The sequence below is a fragment of the Candidatus Methylomirabilota bacterium genome, assembly GCA_035315345.1.
Taxonomy (GTDB): Bacteria; Methylomirabilota; Methylomirabilia; order Rokubacteriales; family CSP1-6; genus CAMLFJ01.
In genome coordinates this window covers 1-17,502 of sequence record DATFYA010000063.1, presented here as the reverse complement: position 1 = coordinate 17,502, position 17,502 = coordinate 1, and the positions used below count along the sequence as shown (strand labels likewise).

The following is a 17,502-nucleotide window of genomic DNA, read 5'->3' as shown; positions in this document are numbered from 1 at the left end:
GGTCGACGGCTCGCGGTTGTCCGCCATCCGCACCCGGCCGACCGCCGACCGGGGGAGTGCGGGGGCCATTTAGGTCGACGGCCTGCGGTTGTCCGCCATCCGCACCCGGCCGACCGCCGACCGGGGGAGTGCGGGGGCCATGCAGGTCGACGGCCCGCGGTTGTCCGCCATCCGCACCCGGCCGACCGCCGACCGGGGGAGTGCGGGGGCCATGCAGGTCGACGGCTCGCGGTTGTCCGCCATCCGCACCCGGCCGACCGCCGACCGGGGGAGTGCGGGGGCCATTCACGTCGACGGCCCACGGTTGTCCGCCATCCGCACCCGGCCGACCGCCGACTGGGGGAGTGCGGGGGCCATTTCTGGGCCCCCGCATTAGATAGAGCCTTGCAGATTTCGACGGCTGAATGCCATCGGTCGCCCGCCCGGCCCGCCCGCCACCTCTCAGCCCTAGATCGCGGCCTCGCCCTTCTCGCCGGTGCGGATGCGGATGGCCTCGCCCATGGACAGCACGAACACCTTGCCGTCGCCGATGGAGCCGGTCTTGGCCGACTGGCAGATGACCGAGACGACCTTGTCCACCAGGTGGTCGGGCACGACCACCTCGACCTTCACCTTGGGCAGGAAGTCGATGGTGTACTCGGAGCCGCGGTACAGCTCGGTGTGCCCCTTCTGCCGGCCGAAGCCGCGTACCTCGGTGACGGTCATGCCCACCACCCCCAGCTCGTTCAACGCCTCCTTGACATCATCGAGCTTGAACGGCTTGATCACCGCCTCGATCTTCTTCATGCCGACCTCCGTGGCGAGCTCCCGCTCCGCGCCTTCAGCGCCTTGCGGTAGAGGGTGACGTATTCCCGCGCCGAGGCGTCCCACGAGAAATCCTCGGCCATGGCGTTGCGGATCAGGGCCTTCCACGGAGAAGGCTGCCGGTACGTCGAGGCGGCGCGGTGCACCGCACCGACCAGGGCCTCGGCGGTGAACGCGTCGAACACGAAGCCGGTGCCGGTGCGCCGGGCCGGATCGAACTCGATCACGGTGTCGGCCAGCCCGCCGGTGCGCCGCACGATCGGCGCGCTCCCGTAACGGAGCGCGATGAGCTGGCCGAGCCCGCACGGCTCGTAGCGCGAGGGCATGAGGAACGCGTCGCTGCCCGCGTAGATGCGGCGCGAGAGCTCGTCGTCGAACCCGATGCGGACCGCGATCTGGCCGGGGTGCGCGACCGCCGCCTCGCGGAAGCCCTCCTCGAGGAGCGTCTCACCCGAGCCCAGCACCACCAGCTGGGCGCCCTCGGCCAGAACGCCGGGGAGCGCTTGCAATAGCAGGTCCATGCCCTTCTGCTGGGCCAGGCGGGTCACCACCCCGATGATCGGCCCCGCCGCGTCGTCCAGCCCGAGCTCGCGCCGCAGCGCTTCGCGACAGATCGCCTTGGGCTCGGGGTCGTCGCCCGAGTAGGGGTGCGCGATGGCCGCGTCCTTCTGCGGGTTCCACACGTCGTAGTCGATGCCGTTGATCACGCCGTGCAGATCGTGGCTGCGGTCTTCCAGCACGCCCTCGAGCCCGTTGCCGAACTCGGCGGTGCGGATCTCGCGCGCGTAGGTGCGGCTCACGGTGGTCAGGAGGTCGGAGAACACGAGCGCGCCCTTCAGGAAGTTGAGCTTGCCGTAGAACTCGATGCCGGCCGGGGTGAAGAGGTCCCAGCCGAGCCCGGTCATCGGCATGTCATAGTGCCAGAACACGCCCTGGTAGGCGAGGTTGTGGATGGTGAACAGGCTGGCCAGGTTGCCCACGACCGGGTGGTCGCGATAGAGCGTGCGCAGGTACACCGGCAGCAGGCCGGTCTGCCAGTCGTTGGCGTGGATGACCTGCGGCTGCCAGCGCACGCCGGAGCTCGCCGCCTCGAGCCGGGCCAGGCTCTCCAGCGCCGCGCGGCAGAAGAATACGAAGCGCTCGCAGTTGTCCCAGTAGTCGCCGTCGGCGGTGCCGTAGAGGCTGTCGCGATTGTAATAGTGCTCGTGCTCGAGCAGGTACACCGGCACGCCCGAGGCGCCGCGCGCCTCGATCAGCGCGCCCTCGGCGACGCGGTCGACCAGCGGCACCTGGATGCTCGGCACCACGATCCGCGTCTCGGTGGCGTGCGCCTCGGCGCCGCGGTACTTCGGCATCATGACGCGCACGTCGTGGCCGAGCCCGGCCAGGGCCCGGGGCAGTGCGCCCGCCACATCCGCGAGGCCGCCCGTCTTGGCGAAGGGCGCGACCTCGGAGGCGATGACGAGGATGCGGAGTCGGCTGGCCACGCTAGGGCTCCTCTTCGAGGATCGGGTACACCAGCGCGGTGATGTGCGAGGAGATCCGCTTGAGGTTGGTGAGCACGTCGAGGTGGATCTCCGAGGTCTCGAGCGACTCGGCGAGCCCGCGGCGCAGCCGGGCCAGGTGGGAGTCGCGCAGCTCGCGCTCGCGCTGCCGCACCACCGGCCGCTGGTCCAGCACCTCCTGGGCGAGGCTGCGGTCGTTGGCCGCGAAGCCGGCGATGGCGCGCTCGAGGTTCTTCGAGACCATCCCGTGGAACTCCAGCAGCTCGGCCTCGCCGGTCTCCGAGAAGCGGCGCCCCTGGTAGAGCTTCTTGCGCGCCAGCTCCATCAGGTTCTTGTCGATGATGTCGCCGATGTTCTCGAGATTGCCGATGAAGGAGATCAGCGCGATCTCCTTCTGAGCCAGGTCGTTGCTCATGGTCTCCCGCCCGAGGCGCGCGATGAACAGCTTGATCTCGCGCTCCAGATAGTCCAGCTGGTCATCACGTCGCTCCACGTCCTCCAGCAGCTCCTGGTTATCCGTCCGCAGCACCACCATCGCATCGCGAAGCATCGCCTGGGCCACGTCGCCCATGCGCAGCGCTTCCCGCGTCGCCTGGCCGATGGCCAGCGCCGGCTGCTCGAGGAAGCGGTCGTCCAGATAGCGCGTCCGGTAGGGATTGTCCCCCCGCTCCTCCTCCGGCACCAGCGCGGTGATGACCCGCGCGGCCCAGGGGGCGAAGGGCAGGAACAGGGCGCTGATGGCCACGTTGAACAGGGTATGGGTGTTGGCGATCTGCCGCGCCGGGTCGGCCGCGGTATAGGCCATCAGGGTCGTGAGGGGGGTGATGAACGGGAATACCAGCGCCACGCCCAGGACCTTGAACGCGATGTGGGCCAGCGCCACCCGCCGCGCGTCCGCGGAGGAGCGCAGGCTGGCCGCCAGCGCGGTCGCGCACGTGCCAATGTTGGCGCCGAGCACGACCGGAATGGCCGCGGCCAGCGGCAGCAGCCCCTGGTGGGCGAGCGACAGGGTGAGCCCGATCGTGGCCGCCGAGGAGGCCATGCCCGCGCTGAGCCCGGCCCCCACCAGCAGGCCGAGGAACGGGTTGCCGGCCAGGGCCACCAGCACCTGGCGCGTCAGATCCTGATCGGCCAGCGGCGCCAGCCCGTCGTTCATCACCTTCATGCCGAGGAAGATGAAGCCGAAGCCGAGGATCACCTGCCCGCCGTGCTTGATGAGGCCGCGCCGGCCGAAGAAGGCCATGGCGAAGCCGACGCCGACCAGGAGCAGCGACAATTCCTGCACCTTGAAGGCGAGCAGCTGGACGGTGACGGTGGTGCCGATGTCGGCGCCCAGGATCACCCCGAGCGACTGCGGGAACGTGAGCAGGCCGGCCGAGACGAAGCCGATCAGCATGAGGGTGGTGGCCGACGAGGACTGGATGATCGAGGTCACCAGCACGCCCGAGGCCACCGCGGCCAGGCGCGTGCGGGTCATGCGCGTGAGCAGGTGTCGCAGGTGACCACCCGCCGCGCGCTGCAGGCCCTCGCCGATCAGCTGCATGCCGTAGAGCAGCAGGGCCAGACCGCCGAACAGCGCCAGCAGGGTCATGTCAGGGGCTCAGCGGCGCGGTGATCGGGACGTCGATATCGCGCAGGTGGCCGGTCTCGTTCACCGACACCACCCGCGGCGGGGAGATCTCCGAGAGCGAGCAGTTGGCCACCGCGATCCGCCAGATCGACGACAGCGGCAGGCCGAGCCAGTGGGCGAGCAGCGCGCTGATGACGCCGCCGTGCGAGACGATCAGCACGTCGTCGCCGTTGGGGTGCGCGCGGCCGATCTCCTCGATCACGCGCAGCACCCGCGCCTGCACGTCGCCCAGCGGCTCGCTGCCCGGGGGCAGGCACAGGACCGGATCGCGCACCCACCGCGTGTAGGGGTCGCCCGGGCGAGTGCGAATCTCCTCGACCGTGCAGCCCTCCCATTCGCCGAGCGACAGCTCGCGCAGGTCGTCCACCACCGTGACCGGGCGTCCGAGCCCGTCCAGCGCGATCTCGGCGGTGCGGCGCGCGCGCTCGAGGGGACTCACGTAGACGTGGGCGATGGAGCGGCGGCCGATGATCCCGCGCAGCGCCTCGGCCTGGCGGATGCCCAGCGGCGACAGCGCCACGTCCTGCGCGCCCTGGAACTTGCGGACCGCGTTGGAGACCGACTGGCCGTGACGCGCGAGCAGGAGCCGCCTCACCGGCCCCGCTCCACCACGGCCGCCGCCGTCCGGAGCCGCGTCAGCGTCTCGGCTCGGCCGAGGATGCTCACCACCTCGAAGATGGGCGGGCTCGCGGTCTTGCCGGTGACCGCGATCCGCGTCAGCTGGGCCAGGTCCACCAGCTTGAGCCCGAGATCGGCGGCGAGGAACCGGTAGAGCGCCTCCAGCGCCGCCGGGTCCATCGCCTCCTGCGCCTCCAACCGCTTGATCAGGAGCGCGTAGCGATCGGCCGCCGAGTCCTTCCAGAACTTGGCGGTGGCCGCCGGGTCGTAGGCGGTCGGCGCCTTCAGGTAGAAGGCGGCCTGCTCGGCCATCTCGACCAGCGTCCGGGCGCGCTCTTTCAACGTGTTTACCACCCGGGCGAGCCAGGCAAGATCGCCTGGCACGGGCAGGCCGGCCCGCTCGAGGAAGGGGACGAGATCGCGGGCCAGGCGCTCGGCGGGGAGCGCCTTGATCCACTGGTGGTTGACCCACTTGAACTTCTCGAGGTCGAACACCGCGTCGGCGCTGCCCACGCGGGCCAGGTCGAAATGGCGCACCATCTCGTCGAGCGAGAAGATCTCCTGGTCGCCGTGCGACCAGCCGAGGCGGGCCAGGTAGTTCAGCATCGCCTCGGGCAGGATCCCCATCTCGCGGAAGGCCAGCACCGAGGTGGCGCCGTGCCGCTTGGACAGGCGCGTCTTGTCGGCGGCGAGGATCATGGGCATGTGAGCGAACACCGGCAGCGGGTAGCCCAGCGCCTGATAGCACAGCACCTGCTTCGGGGTGTTGGAGAGATGATCGTTGCCGCGGATCACGTGGGTGATCTTCATGGCCACGTCGTCCACCACCACGCAGAAGTTGTAGGTCGGGGTGCCGTCGGTGCGGACGAGGATCCAGTCGTCCAGCTCGGCGTGGCTGACCGTGACCCGCCCGCGGATGACGTCGTCGATCACTGTCTCGCCGTCCGTCGGGATGCGCAGCCGGAGCGCGTGGGGCTCCGAGGCGGGCACGTTCGCGTCGCGGCAGGTGCCCGGATACCGGAACGTCTCCTTGCGCGCCTCGGCGGCCGTGCGGAGGGTGTCGAGCCTCTCCGGGGTGCAGCGGCAGCGATAGGCCTTGCCCTCCCGCAGCAGCCGCTCGGCGTGGGCGCGGTAGATCTCGAACCGCTCGGTCTGGCGGTAGCCCGGCGTGGGCGGCCCCTCGTCCCATCCGAGCGTGAGCCACCGCAGCGCGTCGAGGATCGACTGCGTGTACTCCTCGGTCGAGCGGGAGGTGTCGGTGTCCTCGATGCGGAGCACGTAGACCCCGCCGTGGTGGCGCGCGAAGAGCCAGTTGAAGAGCGCGGTGCGGGCCCCGCCGACGTGCAGATGGCCCGTCGGGCTGGGTGGAAAGCGAACGCGAACCGGCTCGGGCATAAGGGCTTCATTGTATCGCCGATGGTAGGATCGGGGCCATGACCGAGCCCATCCGGCCCTCCCACTTCGTCCGGGACGCCGCCCTCGAGGACTTCGCCACCGGCCGGTTCTCCCCGCCGATCGTGACCCGGTTCCCGCCGGAGCCCAACGGCTACCTGCACATCGGCCACGCCAAGGCCATCTGCCTCGACTTCGGGCTGGCCGCCGAGCTGGGCGGCCGCTGCCATCTGCGCTTCGACGACACCAATCCGACCAAGGAGAGCCAGGAGTACGTCGACGCCATCACCCGCGACGTGCGCTGGCTCGGCTTCGACTGGGGCCGGCACCTCCACTACGCCAGCGACTACTTCCCGCGGCTCTACGAGTGGGCCGAGCAGCTCATCCGCGCCGGCCGAGCCTACGTGGACGACCTCTCGGCCGACGAGATCCGCGAGCACCGCGGCACCCTCACCGAGCCGGGACGCGAGAGCCCGTGGCGCGGCCGCTCGGCGGAGGAGAACCTCGATCTCTTCCGGCGGATGCGCGCGGGCGAGTTCGACGACGGGGCCAAGGTGCTGCGCGCCCGCATCGACATGGCGCATCCCAATCTCAACCTGCGCGATCCGGTGATGTACCGCATCCGCAAGACCTCGCACCAGCGGACCGGGGATGTTTGGTGCATCTACCCGATGTACGACTGGGCCCACGGCCAGTCCGACTCGATCGAAGGCGTCACCCACTCGCTGTGCACGCTCGAGTACGAGGACCACCGCCCGCTCTACGACTGGTACCTCGACGCGCTCGGCGTCTATCACCCCCGGCAGATCGAGTTCGCACGGCTGAGCCTGAGCCACACCGTGATGTCCAAGCGGAAGCTGCTCACCCTGGTGCAGGACGGCCTGGTGAGCGGCTGGGACGATCCGCGCATGCCCACCCTCGCCGGTCTGCGGCGGCGCGGCTACACGCCCGAGTCCCTGCGTGACTTCTGCGAGCGCATCGGGGTGACCAAGGCGGCCAACCTCGTGGAGGTGGCGCTGCTCGAGCACTGCCTGCGCGAGGACCTGAACCGGCGCGCCAGCCGGCGGATGGCAGTGCTGCGGCCGCTGCGCCTGGTGATCGAGAACTACCCGGACGGCCTGACCGAGGAGATGGAGGCGATCAACAACCCCGAAGATGCCGAGGCGGGCACCCGCAAGATCCCCTTCTCGCGCGAGCTGTGGATCGAGCAGGACGACTTCCGCGAGACGCCGCCGCCCAAGTACTTCCGTCTCTCACCCGGCGTGGAGGTGCGGCTGCGCGCGGCCTACGTGGTCAAGTGCACCGGCCTCACCAAGGACCCGGCCACCGGGGCGGTCACCGAGGTGCGCTGCACCTACGATCCGGACACGCGGGGCGGCGAGGCCCGGGGGCGCAAGATCAAGTCTACGATCCACTGGGTCTCGGCGCCACACGCGGTCGACGCGGAGGTACGGCTCTACGACGCGCTCTTCACGGTGCCGAAGCCGGACGAGGCGCCCGACTTCAAGAGCGTGATCAACCCGGGCTCACTCGAGGTCGTGCGCGGAGCGAAGGTGGAGCCGGCGCTGGCCGCCGCCGCCGCCGAGGAGCACGTGCAGTTCGAGCGGGTGGGCTACTTCGTGGCGGACTGGAAAGACCACGCGCGCGGACGCCCGGTGTTCAACCGCAGCGTCGCCCTCCGGGACACCTGGGCGAAGATCGAGAAGGCCGCCGGGGCCTAACCGGCTGTCCGCCATCGGGGGGAGTGCGGGGGCCATTCGGGGCCCCCGCAGCTGAAAAGCCTAGTGGAAGAACACCCCCGCGTCGATGTTGAGCACCTGGCCGGTCACACTGTCCGAGCGGCAGAACGTCACCACCTGATCCGCCACGTCCTCCACGCTGGCCGCGCGCTTGAGCGCGGCGCGCTGGCGGGCGCCTTCCGCGGTCTCGGGGCGCAGGCGCGACGTCATGCGCGTGCCTTCCATGAGGCCGGGGGCCACGCAGTTCACGGTGACCTCCGGAGCCAGGGCCACCGCCAGGCATCGGGTGAGATGGATGAGGCCCGCCTTGCTGGTCGCGTAGGCGATGCTGCTGCCGCCCGGATTCAATCCCGCCACCGAGGCGATGTTCACGATGCGGCCAGCGCCGCCGGCCTTCAGACGGGGCGCAGCGGCCCGGCACAGGAGATACGGGCCACGCAGGTTGGTGGAGAAGAGCCGGTCCCACGTGGCCGCGTCCAGGGACTCGAGATCCGGGAACGGGATCGCGATGTTCCACGCCGCGTTGTTCACGAGCGCGTCGAGCCGCCCGAAGTGGCGCGCGGCCGCCTCGATCGCCCCGGGGATGGCGCCGGCGTCGGTCTGGTCGAGCGCGACGCTGAAGGCGCGCCGCCCGAGGGCTTCCACCGCCGCGCAGGTCTCGCGCGCGGCGTCCCGGCGCTCGAGATAGGTGATCCCCACGTCGGCGCCCGCGCGGGCCAGCGCGCGCGCGATCGCGATGCCGAGCAGGCCGGTGCCTCCGGCCACCAGCGCGACACGATCCTTGAGGTCCACGGCCGCCATAGACTAGCAGATCGTGCGTGCCTCGAGCGGCCGACGTTGCGGGCTTGAAGGCCCGGCGGGTCGGCCGTACACTCGCCCGGTCATGGCCGATCCGCTCATGCCCACCGATCTGCTGCTGCGCAATGTCCGCCCGATGGCGGGCGCGGCCGTCGACGTGCTGGCCACCGGTGGCCTGATCGCGCGCGTGGCGCCGGGCGTCGTCCCGCCGGCTCGCGCCGAGATCATCGACGGGCGCGGTGACGTGCTGCTCCCCGCCCTCGTCGACGCCCACATGCACCTGGACAAGACGTTCTGGGGTCTGCGCTGGCGGCCGCACGAAGCCGGACCGACCACGCTCGAGCGCATCGAGAACGAGCGGCGGCTGCGGCGCGAGCTGCGCCTGCCGATCGACACGCAGGCGGAGAGGCTGGTACGACAGGCGGTCAGCCGCGGGACGCTCTACATCCGCAGCCACGTCGACATCGACACCGAGGTCGGTCTCCACAACTTCGAGGGCGTGATGACCGCGCGCCGCCGGCTGCGCGACGTGGTCTCGATCCAGGTGGTGGCCTTCCCCCAGAGCGGAGTGGTGACGCGTCCGGGGACCGCGGATCTGCTCGAGCGTGCCGTGAAGGACGGGGCCGAGCTGATCGGCGGCGTGGATCCCTCCGGCATCGACGGCGACGCCCGCGGCCAGCTCGACGCGATCTTCGGCATCGCGGGCCGCCACGGCGCCGGCGTGGACATCCACCTGCACGACCCGGGCGAGCAGGGCGCCGAGCAGATCCGCATGATCGCGGAGCGCACGCGCGCGCTCGGGCTGGGCGGCCGGGTCGCCATCAGCCACGCGTTCTGTCTCGGCATGGTGGAGGAGCGCGATGCCGCCCGCCTGGTTGACCTCCTGCGCGAGGAGCGGATCGCGATCATGACCACCGCGCCGGGCGACCGGCCGACGCCGCCGGTGCGCCGCCTCCGCGAGGCCGGCGTGACGGTGGGCGCGGGATCCGACGGGGTGCGGGACGCGTGGACACCCTTCGGCAATGCCGACATGCTCGAGCGGGCCATGCTGATCGCGTACCGGAACGGCTTCCGCACCGATGCGCTGGTGCACGGCGCCTTCGACGTCGTCACCCGCGGCAACGCCGCCGTGCTGGGTCTCGAGCGGTACGGCCTCGAGCCCGGCGCCCGCGCCGACTTCGTCCTGCTGCCCGGCGAGACCCTCGGCGAGGTCGTGGCGATGCGTCCGCCCCGCGCGCTCGTGGTGAGCGGCGGGCGGATCGTCGCCCGGGACGGCCGGTGCCTCATCTCACCCTCCTCTGGATAGGAGCCGCATGACCATGGCCCAGGTATCCCCGGCGGTCCGCGCCGACCTTGCGCCGACCGGCACGATGCGCGTCGGCATCAATCACGGCAATCTGGTCCTCGCCCAGAAGAATGCCACCACCGGCGAGGTGAAGGGGGTGGCGGTGGACCTGGCCCACGAGCTCGGCCGGCGGCTCGGCGTGCCCGTCGCGCTGGTGCAGTACGGCTCGGCGGGCCAGATGACCGACGCGCTGGCCACCGGCGCGTGGGACGTGGCCTTCCTCGCCCGCGAGGCCGGCCGGGCCGGCGAGGTCGGCTTCACCGCGCCGCACCTGCTGATCGAGGGGACCTATCTGGTGCCCGCCGGCTCCGCCGACACCCGCGCCGCCGACATCGACCGCGCGGGCATGCGCATCGCGGTGTCGGAGAAGAGCGCCTACGATCACTTCCTGAGCCGCACCATCAAGCACGCGACGCTGGTCCGCGGGGCGGGCAACAGCGCCGGGCTCGGGCTGCTCCAGGCCGGCAAGGCCGACGTCATCGCCGGCGTGCGCCAGCTGCTGCTCATGGACCAGGCCAAGCTGCCGGGCTCGCGGGTGCTGGACGACCGCTTCATGGTGATCGAGCAGGCGATGGGCCTGCCCAAGGGCCGCGACGCGGGCCTCGCCTACGCGCGCGAGTTCATCGAGGAGATGAAAGCCTCGGGCTTCGTGGCCCGCGCCCTCGAGACGTCCGGGGTGCGCGGCGTGCCGGTGGCGCCCCCCGAGCCGGCCGCGCCCTGAGCGCTCAGGTCAGCGGGACGATCGCGTAGAAGCGGGGCCCGTCGCCGACCGACCGGGTGACGTGACCGCGGCCGGTCAGGTCCTCGGCCAGCAGCACGTCGCCGGGCCCGACGCGCACCACGGTGCCGTCGCCGACCTGGATCTCGGCCTGACCCGACAGCGTGATGGAGTACTGCCGGCGCGGCGCGCAATGCCAGTCCAGCACATAGCCGGGCGGTGAGACGCGGAACACGATGCCGGTCCCCGCCTGCAGCGGCGTGCTCTCCCCGTGCGCGCCCTCGGTGTCGGTGAACGGCTTCATGGCGAGCGGCATCTCTTCCACGTGGGATTGCCCGTCGGCCCCGCTGTAGACCCGCCAGATCTTCGGCATCAGGCTCCCCTCCCCCGCACTCGTCGGCCTCAGAACCGCACGCGCCGCAGCACGGCGCGGGGCAGCGCCCGGATGATCAGCATGATCCACCGCCAGACGGAGGGAGCGTAGACGACGTGGCGGCGGGCGTCCATCGCCGCGATCACGTCGCGCGCCACTGCGTCGGGCTCGCCCGCGAACGGCGGCACCGGCATCCCGGCGGTCATCCCGGTCCGCACGAAGCCGGGCTTCACGCAGAGCACCGGCACGCCGCGCTCACGATACGCCAGATCCAGGCCGTCCAGGAAGGCGGACAGGCCGGCCTTGGAGGCGCCGTAGAGATAGTTGCTCCGCCGGGCCCGGTCGCCCGCCACGCTGCTGAAGGCGCAGACCAGGCCGCCGCCGGCCGCAGCCAGCCGCTCCGCCGCCTGCTGACACAGGAGCGCGGTGCCGGTGAAGTTGGCGTGCAGCAGCGCGGCCAGGCGCGCCGGGTCTTGGGCCAGATCGTTCTGACTCGCGAAGGCGCCGCCCGTCACCACGAGCGCGTCCATGCGGGCCAGCGCGCGGTCCGCCGCGGCGAGCGCCTCGGCGAAGCCCTCGGGCCGTGCCAGGTCGAGCGGGGCGTGGCTCACCGGGCCGGCGGCGCCGCGCGACTCCAGATCGCGCGCGGAGAGATCCATCTCGCCCGGGTCGCGGCCGAGCAGGAAGAGGGCGTCGCCGCGCTCGGCCAGGCCGCGCGCCAGGGCGCGTCCCATGCCGCGGGTCGCGCCCACGAAGGCCACCTTCACGCGGGGTCTCCCAGCAGACGCACCGAGAGGCCGGAGCGGAAGCGGCGGGCCGGGTCCCAGCGGTCGCGGACCGCCTGCCATTCGCGCAGGCGCGGCATCATGCGCGCGAAATCGTCGGGCCGCGTGATGGCGTCCTTGGCCAGGTACACGCGGCCGCCGTGCTCGATCACGATGCCGTTGAGGTCGTGCAGCAGGCTCTCGGTGGGCGCGCCGCGGTAGGGCAGGTCCAGCGCGAGCGTCGTGCCCTCGAGGGGGAAGGACAGGTAGGCGTCGGAGCCGGGGCCGCAGTCCTTGATCACCGCGAGGAACGAGGCGGCGCCCGCGGCGGCGAGCCGCTCGAGCAGCGCCAGGACCGGGCGCGAGCCGGCGCCACGGGGCACCACGCACTGGTACTGGAGGAAGCCGCGCGGGCCGTACAGGCGGTTCCAGTCCGCGATCGCGTCGAGGGGATAGAAGAAGCGGTCATAGGAGACCACGCGCCGGCGCAGCGTGCGCCCGTGGGTCCAGGCGTAGACCCCGTTGAACCAGCGCATGAAGAGCGGATTCAGCAGCCACTCCGGCGCGTCGAACGGCACCCGCAGGCGCGAGGGCCGGCGGGCCCGGTGAGCGCCCGCCTCGGCGGCGGTGGCGTGGCGGCCGCGCATCAGGATGCCGCGGCCGACGTGGCGGCCCCGCGCCAGGCAGTCGATCCAGCCGACCGTGTAGGGCCAGTGGGCGGCGCTGAGCCGGAGGCCTTCGAGCAACACCTCGAGGCTGGCCATGCCCTGCGTCTCGAGCACGATCCACGGCGTCTCGATGCGGCGCAGGTGCAAGACGACCTCGACGATGAGGCCGGTGAGCCCCATGCCCCCGACGGTGGCCAGGAACAGCTCGCGCTCGCGGGCAGGCCCGCACTGCACGAGCCGGCCGTCGGCGGTGAGCAGCGTGATGCGCTCCACGAAGTTGCCGAAGGAGCCGTCGCGGTGATGGTTCTTGCCGTGCACGTCGCAGGCCACGCACGCGCCGACCGTGACGAACCTGGTGCCGGGCGTCACCGGCGGGAACCAGCCGCGCGGCACGAAGACGCGCAGGATCTCGGCCAGGCTCAGGCCGGCCTCGCAGTGCAGGCGGCCGGTCGCGGGATCGAAGCTGCGGATCCGGTCGGCGCGCGTGCTCTCCACGACGCGCCCGCCCGGCCGGGCGGGCACCGCCGCGTCCCCGTAGGCGCGTCCCAGCCCGCGCGCCACCAGCGGCTCGAATCCCGGCGGCAGGGCCAGATGCTCGGGTCGCTCCACGCGCCCCGGCACGATCGGGTGACGGCCCCATCCCGCCACCGGCTCGAGCGGCGGCGGGGGCGCGTCGGACGGCGGCATCAGTCGAGCCACCGGGTCAGCCAGACCGGCCCCCACACCGGCCCGTAGATGATCAGGAGGAGCGCCACCATCCAGAGCACGGTGTTGATCAGCAGCGCGCGGTCGCTGAGCAGGAGATCCGACGGATTGCCCCCGAGCTCGCGGCGGTAGAGCAGGTAGAGATAGCGGAAGACACCGTAGAGCACGAAGGGCAGGGTCAACGGCAGCCAGCGCGTGTGGAACTTCGCCACCGTGTCCGGCGACATGGTGTAGAGCGCGTACGCGGTGACGGTGGACGCGGTGACCACCGCCACCATCTGGTCGAGGAAGCTCTCGCTGTACTCGGCCAGGATGGGCCGGTGCGCCGCCGCGTCGCCGTGCAGGGTCAGGTACTCGTGGCGCCGCTTGCCCAGGGCCAGGAACAGGGCGACCAGGATCGTGCAGATCACGAGCCAGCCCGAGATGTCGACCCCGATGGCGGCGGCGCCCGCCACCGCGCGCAGCACGAAGCCGATCGCCACCGTGAGCACGTCGAGGATCACCACGTGCTTGAGCCAGACCGAGTAGGCGGTCAGGAGCGCGGCGTAGACGGTGGCCACGACGCCGAACCGCGCGGAGAGCGCGTAGGCGGCCACGAGGCTGCCCACCAGGGTCAGCACCCCGAGGGCCACCGCCGCGGGGACCGACAGGGCGCCGCTGGCGATCGGGCGCCGGCGCTTGGTGGGATGCAGCCGATCCTTCTCCATGTCGGCCAGGTCGTTGAACAGGTAGACGGCGCCGGACAGCGCGCAGAAGATCGCGAAGGCGGCGAGCGCGGGCCACACCAGCGGCGTGAACAGGCTCTGCGAGAAGATGAGGCCGGCGAAGACGAAGAAGTTCTTGACCCACTGACGCGGGCGCAGCGACAGCAGGACCGCCATCGGGAAGCTCACCGCGACGCGATCCCCTCAGCGCCGCGGCTCAGACGATTCACCCATCACATCCGCGACCGGATGCGTCCATCAATCCGGAGGGCACGTCACAGCACCTCGCGCACCGCCTGCTTCACCGCGCCCACGATCTCGTCGATCTCCCCGTCGGTCAGCTCGGGGAAGCAGGGCAGGCTCAGCACCTCGGCGGCGGCCTGCGTGGCCACCGGGAACGCGCGGTCGGCGTTGGGGTACGAGAAGAGCGGCTGGGCCGGGATCGTGCTCGGGTAGTGGATGGCCGTCCCGATCCCGCGCGTGGCGAGCGCGGCCGCGAGAGCGTCGCGCTTGCCCGAGCGCACCGTGTACTGATGATAGACGTGCTGCGCGGGAGGCCGCTCCACCGGCAGGCCCAGGCCGAGCCCGGCCAGCACCTCGCCGTAGTGGCGGGCAATCGCGCGCCGCCGCTGGTTCCACTCGGGCAGGCGGCCCACCTTCACGCGGAGGAGCGCGGCCTGCAATTCGTCGAGCCGGCTCGAGCCTCCCAGCTCGACGTGCGTGTAGCGGCGCGGCTGCCCGTGATCGCGCAGCAGGCGCACGCGATCGGCCACGTCGTCGCGAGTGGTCACCACCATGCCCGCGTCGCCACAGGCGCCCAGGTTCTTGGTCGGGTAGAACGACAGGATCGCCGCGTCGCCCCACTGCGCGACCGGCCGGCCCGCATAGGAGGCGCCGACCGCCTGGGCCGCGTCCGCGACGACGGCGAGACCGCGCGCGCGGGCCAGCGCGCCCAGCGTGTCCATCGCGGCGATCTGGCCGTAGAGGTGGACCGGCACGATGGCCCGCGTGCGGGCGGTGATGGCGGCCTCCACCTGTGCGGGGTCGACATTGAAGGTGACCGGATCGATGTCCACGAAGACCGGCGTGGCGCCCGCCATCACGATGGTGGTGGCGGAGGCGACGAAGGAGAACGCGGAGGTGATCACCTCGTCGCCCGGTTTCACCCCGACCGCCTTCAGGGCGATCAGCAGCGCGTCGGTGCCGGAGCCGGTCCCCAGCCCGTGCCGCGCCCCGCACACCGCGCCAACTTCACGCTCGAGGGCCTGGCCCTCGGGACCCAGGATGAAGCGGCAGGAGTCGATGACCCGCGCCGCCGCGTCCATCAGTTCGGAACGCAGGGCCTGGTGCTGCCGCGTGAGATCGATCTGCGGGATCATGACTCGCTCGACATTGTACCGTGACGCATCAGGCTAGCCGTACATCCTGCTCGCCGCCCTCGGCGATCAGGACGTCGCCGACGAGCGACAGCGAGCCCGCGACGCAGACGAGCCCGTCGGGCGCATCCGGTCGCGCCCGGGCCAGGGCTTCCTTGGGCGAGCCGGCCGTCTCCACGCACGCGCCCGGCAGCAGCGCGCGCAGCGCGGCCGGCGCGGCGGCGCGCGGATTGGTGGACGCGGTGAGCACGATGCGCGAGGCGAGCGGGCGCAAGGCCGCCAGGATTCCGCCCGCGTCCTTGTCGGCGAGGATGCCGATCACGAAGGTGACGGGTCGGCCCGGGAAGTAGGCGCGCAGCGACGCGGCGAGCGCGCGGGCCCCCGCCGGATTGTGCGCGCCGTCGAGGATCGTGAGCGGATCGCGCCGGAAGATCTGAAAGCGCCCCGGCCAGCGCGCGCCGCGCAGGCCCTCGCGGATCGCCGCCTCGTCCGCGCCCAGCTCGCGTGCGGCCGCCGCGGCGAGCAGGGCGTTGCCGGGCTGGTAGACGCCCAGCAATCCGCAGGCCACGTCGGTCATGCGCCAGTCGGGTCCGGCCAGATCCACGCGCTGGACGTCGAGCGTGAAGCCGCGCGGGGTCACGTGCAGCTCGCGGCCCTCGCGCACGAGCGGGACGGCGACCTCGGCGGCGCGGCGCTCCAGGACCGCCTCGGCCTCGGGATCCTGGCACGCGGTGAAGGCCACCCCGCTGCGGATGATCGCCGCCTTCTCGCCCGCGATCAGCGTGAGGGTATCGCCCAGCTCGTGCTGGTGGTCGTAGTCGATCGGCCCGATCACCACCACGCGGGGACTCCCCACCGTGGTCGCGTCGAGCCGGCCGCCGAGCCCGACCTCCAGCACCGCCACGTCGACGCGCGCGCGACAGAAGTGATCCAGCGCGAGCGCGGTGCCCGCCTCGAACACGGTGGCGTCGAGGCGCGCGATCTGCGTCCCGAGGGCTTCGACGCCGTCCACGAAGTCCGATTCCGAGATCGGCCGCCCGTCCACCTGGATGCGCTCGCGGTAGTGTCGGAGATGCGGGGAGGTGTAGAGCCCGACTCGCCGCCCGGCCGCCTGGAGGATGGCGGCCAGCATCGCCGAGATCGAGCCCTTGCCGTTGGTACCGCCCACCTGGGCGATCGTGAACGACCGCTCGGGGCGCCCGATCGCGTCGAGCAGCGCTTCGATGCGCTCGAGGCCGGGGCGCATGCCCGTCCGCTCCCCGCCCCGCAGGCCGAGGATGCGGCTCACCGCCTCCGCATACGTCATGGAGCGGGCGCGGGAGTGCGGCCGCCGAAGAAGGCGAGGATGCGCCGAAGCGTGGCCCGCAGCTCCCGCCGCTCCACGACCAGGTCGATCTGGCCGTGCTCGAGCAGGAACTCCGAGCGCTGGAACCCATCGGGGAGCGGCTGCCGGATCGTCTCCGCGATGACCCGCGGACCCGCGAATCCGATGAGGGCCCGGGGCTCGGCCAGGATGATGTCGCCGAGCATCGCGAAGCTGGCGGTCACGCCGCCGGTGGTGGGATCGGTGAGCAGCGAGATGTAGGGCACGCGCTCGGCGTCGAGGCGCTGGAGCGCGGCCGAGGTCTTGGCCATCTGCATGAGCGAGAGGATGCCCTCCTGCATGCGGGCGCCGCCCGACGCGGAGACGATCACCAGGGGGATGCGCTTCTGCAGGGCCAGCTCGATGGTGCGGGTCAGCTTTTCGCCGACCACCGAGGCCATGCTGCCGCCGAGGAACGAGAACTCGAAGACGGCCAGCGCCACCGGGTAGCCGCCGATGCGCGCGGTGCCGGTGACCACCGCCTCGCCGGTGTCGGTCTTGCTGCGGGCGGCCTTGAGGCGATCGGTGTAGCGCCGCGTGTCCTTGAACGACAGCGGGTCCTTCGACCGCAGGGTGGACTCGCGCTCGTCGAAGGAGCCCTCGTCGGTCAGCGAGGCGATGCGCTCGCGCGCCGAGATGCGGAATGGATAGCCGCACTTGGGACAGACCCGGCCCGCCCGGTCGACCTCGGCCCGGTAGACGATCTCCTTGCAGGAGTCGCACTTGACCCACAGGCCCTCGGCGATGACGACTTTCCTGGGGCGCTCGCCGTCGTCGTCCTTCTTCTTCCAGAACCACGCGGCCATCGTCTATCTATCCTATGCCACCCGCTGCATCCGGGCACTCGAATCCGCTGCTCTGTTCAATGCGGGGGCCCCGACATGGCCCCCGCACTCGTCTGTTCAATGCGGGGGCCCCGACATGGCCCCCGCACTCGTCTGTTCAATGCGGGGGCCCCGACATGGCCCCCGCACTCCCCCAGGCCGCGGACAGCCCGCGG

General features: G+C 71.7%; 16 protein-coding genes. 3 read left to right on the top strand and 13 right to left on the bottom strand.

The window, feature by feature from the left end; all coding sequences use genetic code 11:
• Positions 1 to 447: 447 nt before the first annotated feature.
• The 5 genes from VKN16_07740 to gltX are packed head-to-tail and all read right to left on the bottom strand — an operon-like array spanning position 448 to position 5,952.
• Entirely contained in the window at positions 448 to 786 is a 339-nt protein-coding gene (locus tag VKN16_07740) for a P-II family nitrogen regulator (GenBank protein ID HME94089.1), read from the bottom strand.
• The gene (gene glgA, locus VKN16_07735; protein ID HME94088.1) at positions 783 to 2,291 is read right to left on the bottom strand and encodes a glycogen synthase GlgA; all 1,509 of its coding nucleotides are present in this window, start codon (positions 2,289 to 2,291) and stop codon (positions 783 to 785) included. The genes VKN16_07740 and glgA overlap by 4 nt, the downstream gene beginning before the upstream one ends.
• Position 2,292: 1 nt before the next feature.
• Positions 2,293 to 3,900, bottom strand: a complete 1,608-nt coding sequence (locus VKN16_07730; protein ID HME94087.1) for a Na/Pi cotransporter family protein — start codon at positions 3,898 to 3,900, stop codon at positions 2,293 to 2,295.
• A gap of 1 nt (position 3,901) precedes the next feature.
• Positions 3,902 to 4,534 carry a histidine phosphatase family protein gene (locus tag VKN16_07725; GenBank protein HME94086.1) on the bottom strand — a complete coding sequence of 211 codons (633 nt, stop codon included), beginning with the start codon at positions 4,532 to 4,534 and terminating at the stop codon, positions 3,902 to 3,904.
• Positions 4,531 to 5,952: a glutamate--tRNA ligase gene (gene gltX / locus VKN16_07720; protein HME94085.1), complete on the bottom strand. Its 1,422-nt coding sequence runs from the start codon at positions 5,950 to 5,952 to the stop codon at positions 4,531 to 4,533. The genes VKN16_07725 and gltX overlap by 4 nt, the downstream gene beginning before the upstream one ends.
• Before the next feature lie 38 nt (positions 5,953 to 5,990).
• Here gltX and VKN16_07715 point away from each other — a divergent pair, with 38 nt between their 5' ends.
• Entirely contained in the window at positions 5,991 to 7,670 is a 1,680-nt protein-coding gene (locus VKN16_07715) for a glutamine--tRNA ligase/YqeY domain fusion protein (protein HME94084.1), read from the top strand.
• A 60-nt stretch (positions 7,671 to 7,730) separates the two neighbouring features.
• Here VKN16_07715 and VKN16_07710 read toward each other — a convergent pair whose 3' ends face one another.
• The gene (locus VKN16_07710) at positions 7,731 to 8,489 is read right to left on the bottom strand and encodes an SDR family oxidoreductase (protein HME94083.1); all 759 of its coding nucleotides are present in this window, start codon (positions 8,487 to 8,489) and stop codon (positions 7,731 to 7,733) included.
• A gap of 82 nt (positions 8,490 to 8,571) precedes the next feature.
• Between VKN16_07710 and VKN16_07705 the strand changes: the two genes are divergently transcribed.
• Together VKN16_07705 and VKN16_07700 are read left to right on the top strand one after the other, a co-directional pair.
• Positions 8,572 to 9,792 (top strand): amidohydrolase family protein, encoded by a 1,221-nt coding sequence (locus tag VKN16_07705; GenBank protein HME94082.1) that lies wholly within the window; start codon positions 8,572 to 8,574, stop codon positions 9,790 to 9,792.
• Between the two features lie 13 nt (positions 9,793 to 9,805).
• A complete protein-coding gene (locus VKN16_07700; GenBank protein ID HME94081.1) occupies positions 9,806 to 10,552 on the top strand; it encodes a transporter substrate-binding domain-containing protein in 747 nt (248 codons plus the stop codon).
• A gap of 4 nt (positions 10,553 to 10,556) precedes the next feature.
• Here VKN16_07700 and VKN16_07695 read toward each other — a convergent pair whose 3' ends face one another.
• The 7 genes from VKN16_07695 to accD all read right to left on the bottom strand — a co-directional run bounded on the left by VKN16_07695 (position 10,557) and on the right by accD (position 17,308).
• Positions 10,557 to 10,922, bottom strand: coding sequence for a hypothetical protein (locus VKN16_07695; GenBank protein HME94080.1), 366 nt, complete (start codon positions 10,920 to 10,922; stop codon positions 10,557 to 10,559).
• Between the two features lie 29 nt (positions 10,923 to 10,951).
• Complete coding sequence (locus VKN16_07690; GenBank protein HME94079.1) at positions 10,952 to 11,689, bottom strand: SDR family NAD(P)-dependent oxidoreductase; 738 nt, start codon at positions 11,687 to 11,689, stop codon at positions 10,952 to 10,954.
• Positions 11,686 to 13,053, bottom strand: coding sequence for an FAD-binding oxidoreductase (locus tag VKN16_07685; GenBank protein ID HME94078.1), 1,368 nt, complete (start codon positions 13,051 to 13,053; stop codon positions 11,686 to 11,688). Before VKN16_07685 ends, VKN16_07690 begins: the two co-directional genes overlap by 4 nt.
• On the bottom strand, positions 13,041 to 13,952 hold the full coding sequence (locus tag VKN16_07680) for a decaprenyl-phosphate phosphoribosyltransferase (GenBank protein HME94077.1): 912 nt from the start codon (positions 13,950 to 13,952) through the stop codon (positions 13,041 to 13,043). Before VKN16_07680 ends, VKN16_07685 begins: the two co-directional genes overlap by 13 nt.
• Before the next feature lie 86 nt (positions 13,953 to 14,038).
• Complete coding sequence (locus VKN16_07675; GenBank protein HME94076.1) at positions 14,039 to 15,142, bottom strand: DegT/DnrJ/EryC1/StrS family aminotransferase; 1,104 nt, start codon at positions 15,140 to 15,142, stop codon at positions 14,039 to 14,041.
• A gap of 28 nt (positions 15,143 to 15,170) precedes the next feature.
• Positions 15,171 to 16,427, bottom strand: a complete 1,257-nt coding sequence (locus tag VKN16_07670; protein ID HME94075.1) for a folylpolyglutamate synthase/dihydrofolate synthase family protein — start codon at positions 16,425 to 16,427, stop codon at positions 15,171 to 15,173.
• A 14-nt stretch (positions 16,428 to 16,441) separates the two neighbouring features.
• Positions 16,442 to 17,308, bottom strand: coding sequence for an acetyl-CoA carboxylase, carboxyltransferase subunit beta (accD, locus tag VKN16_07665; protein ID HME94074.1), 867 nt, complete (start codon positions 17,306 to 17,308; stop codon positions 16,442 to 16,444).
• Positions 17,309 to 17,502: the final 194 nt, after the last annotated feature.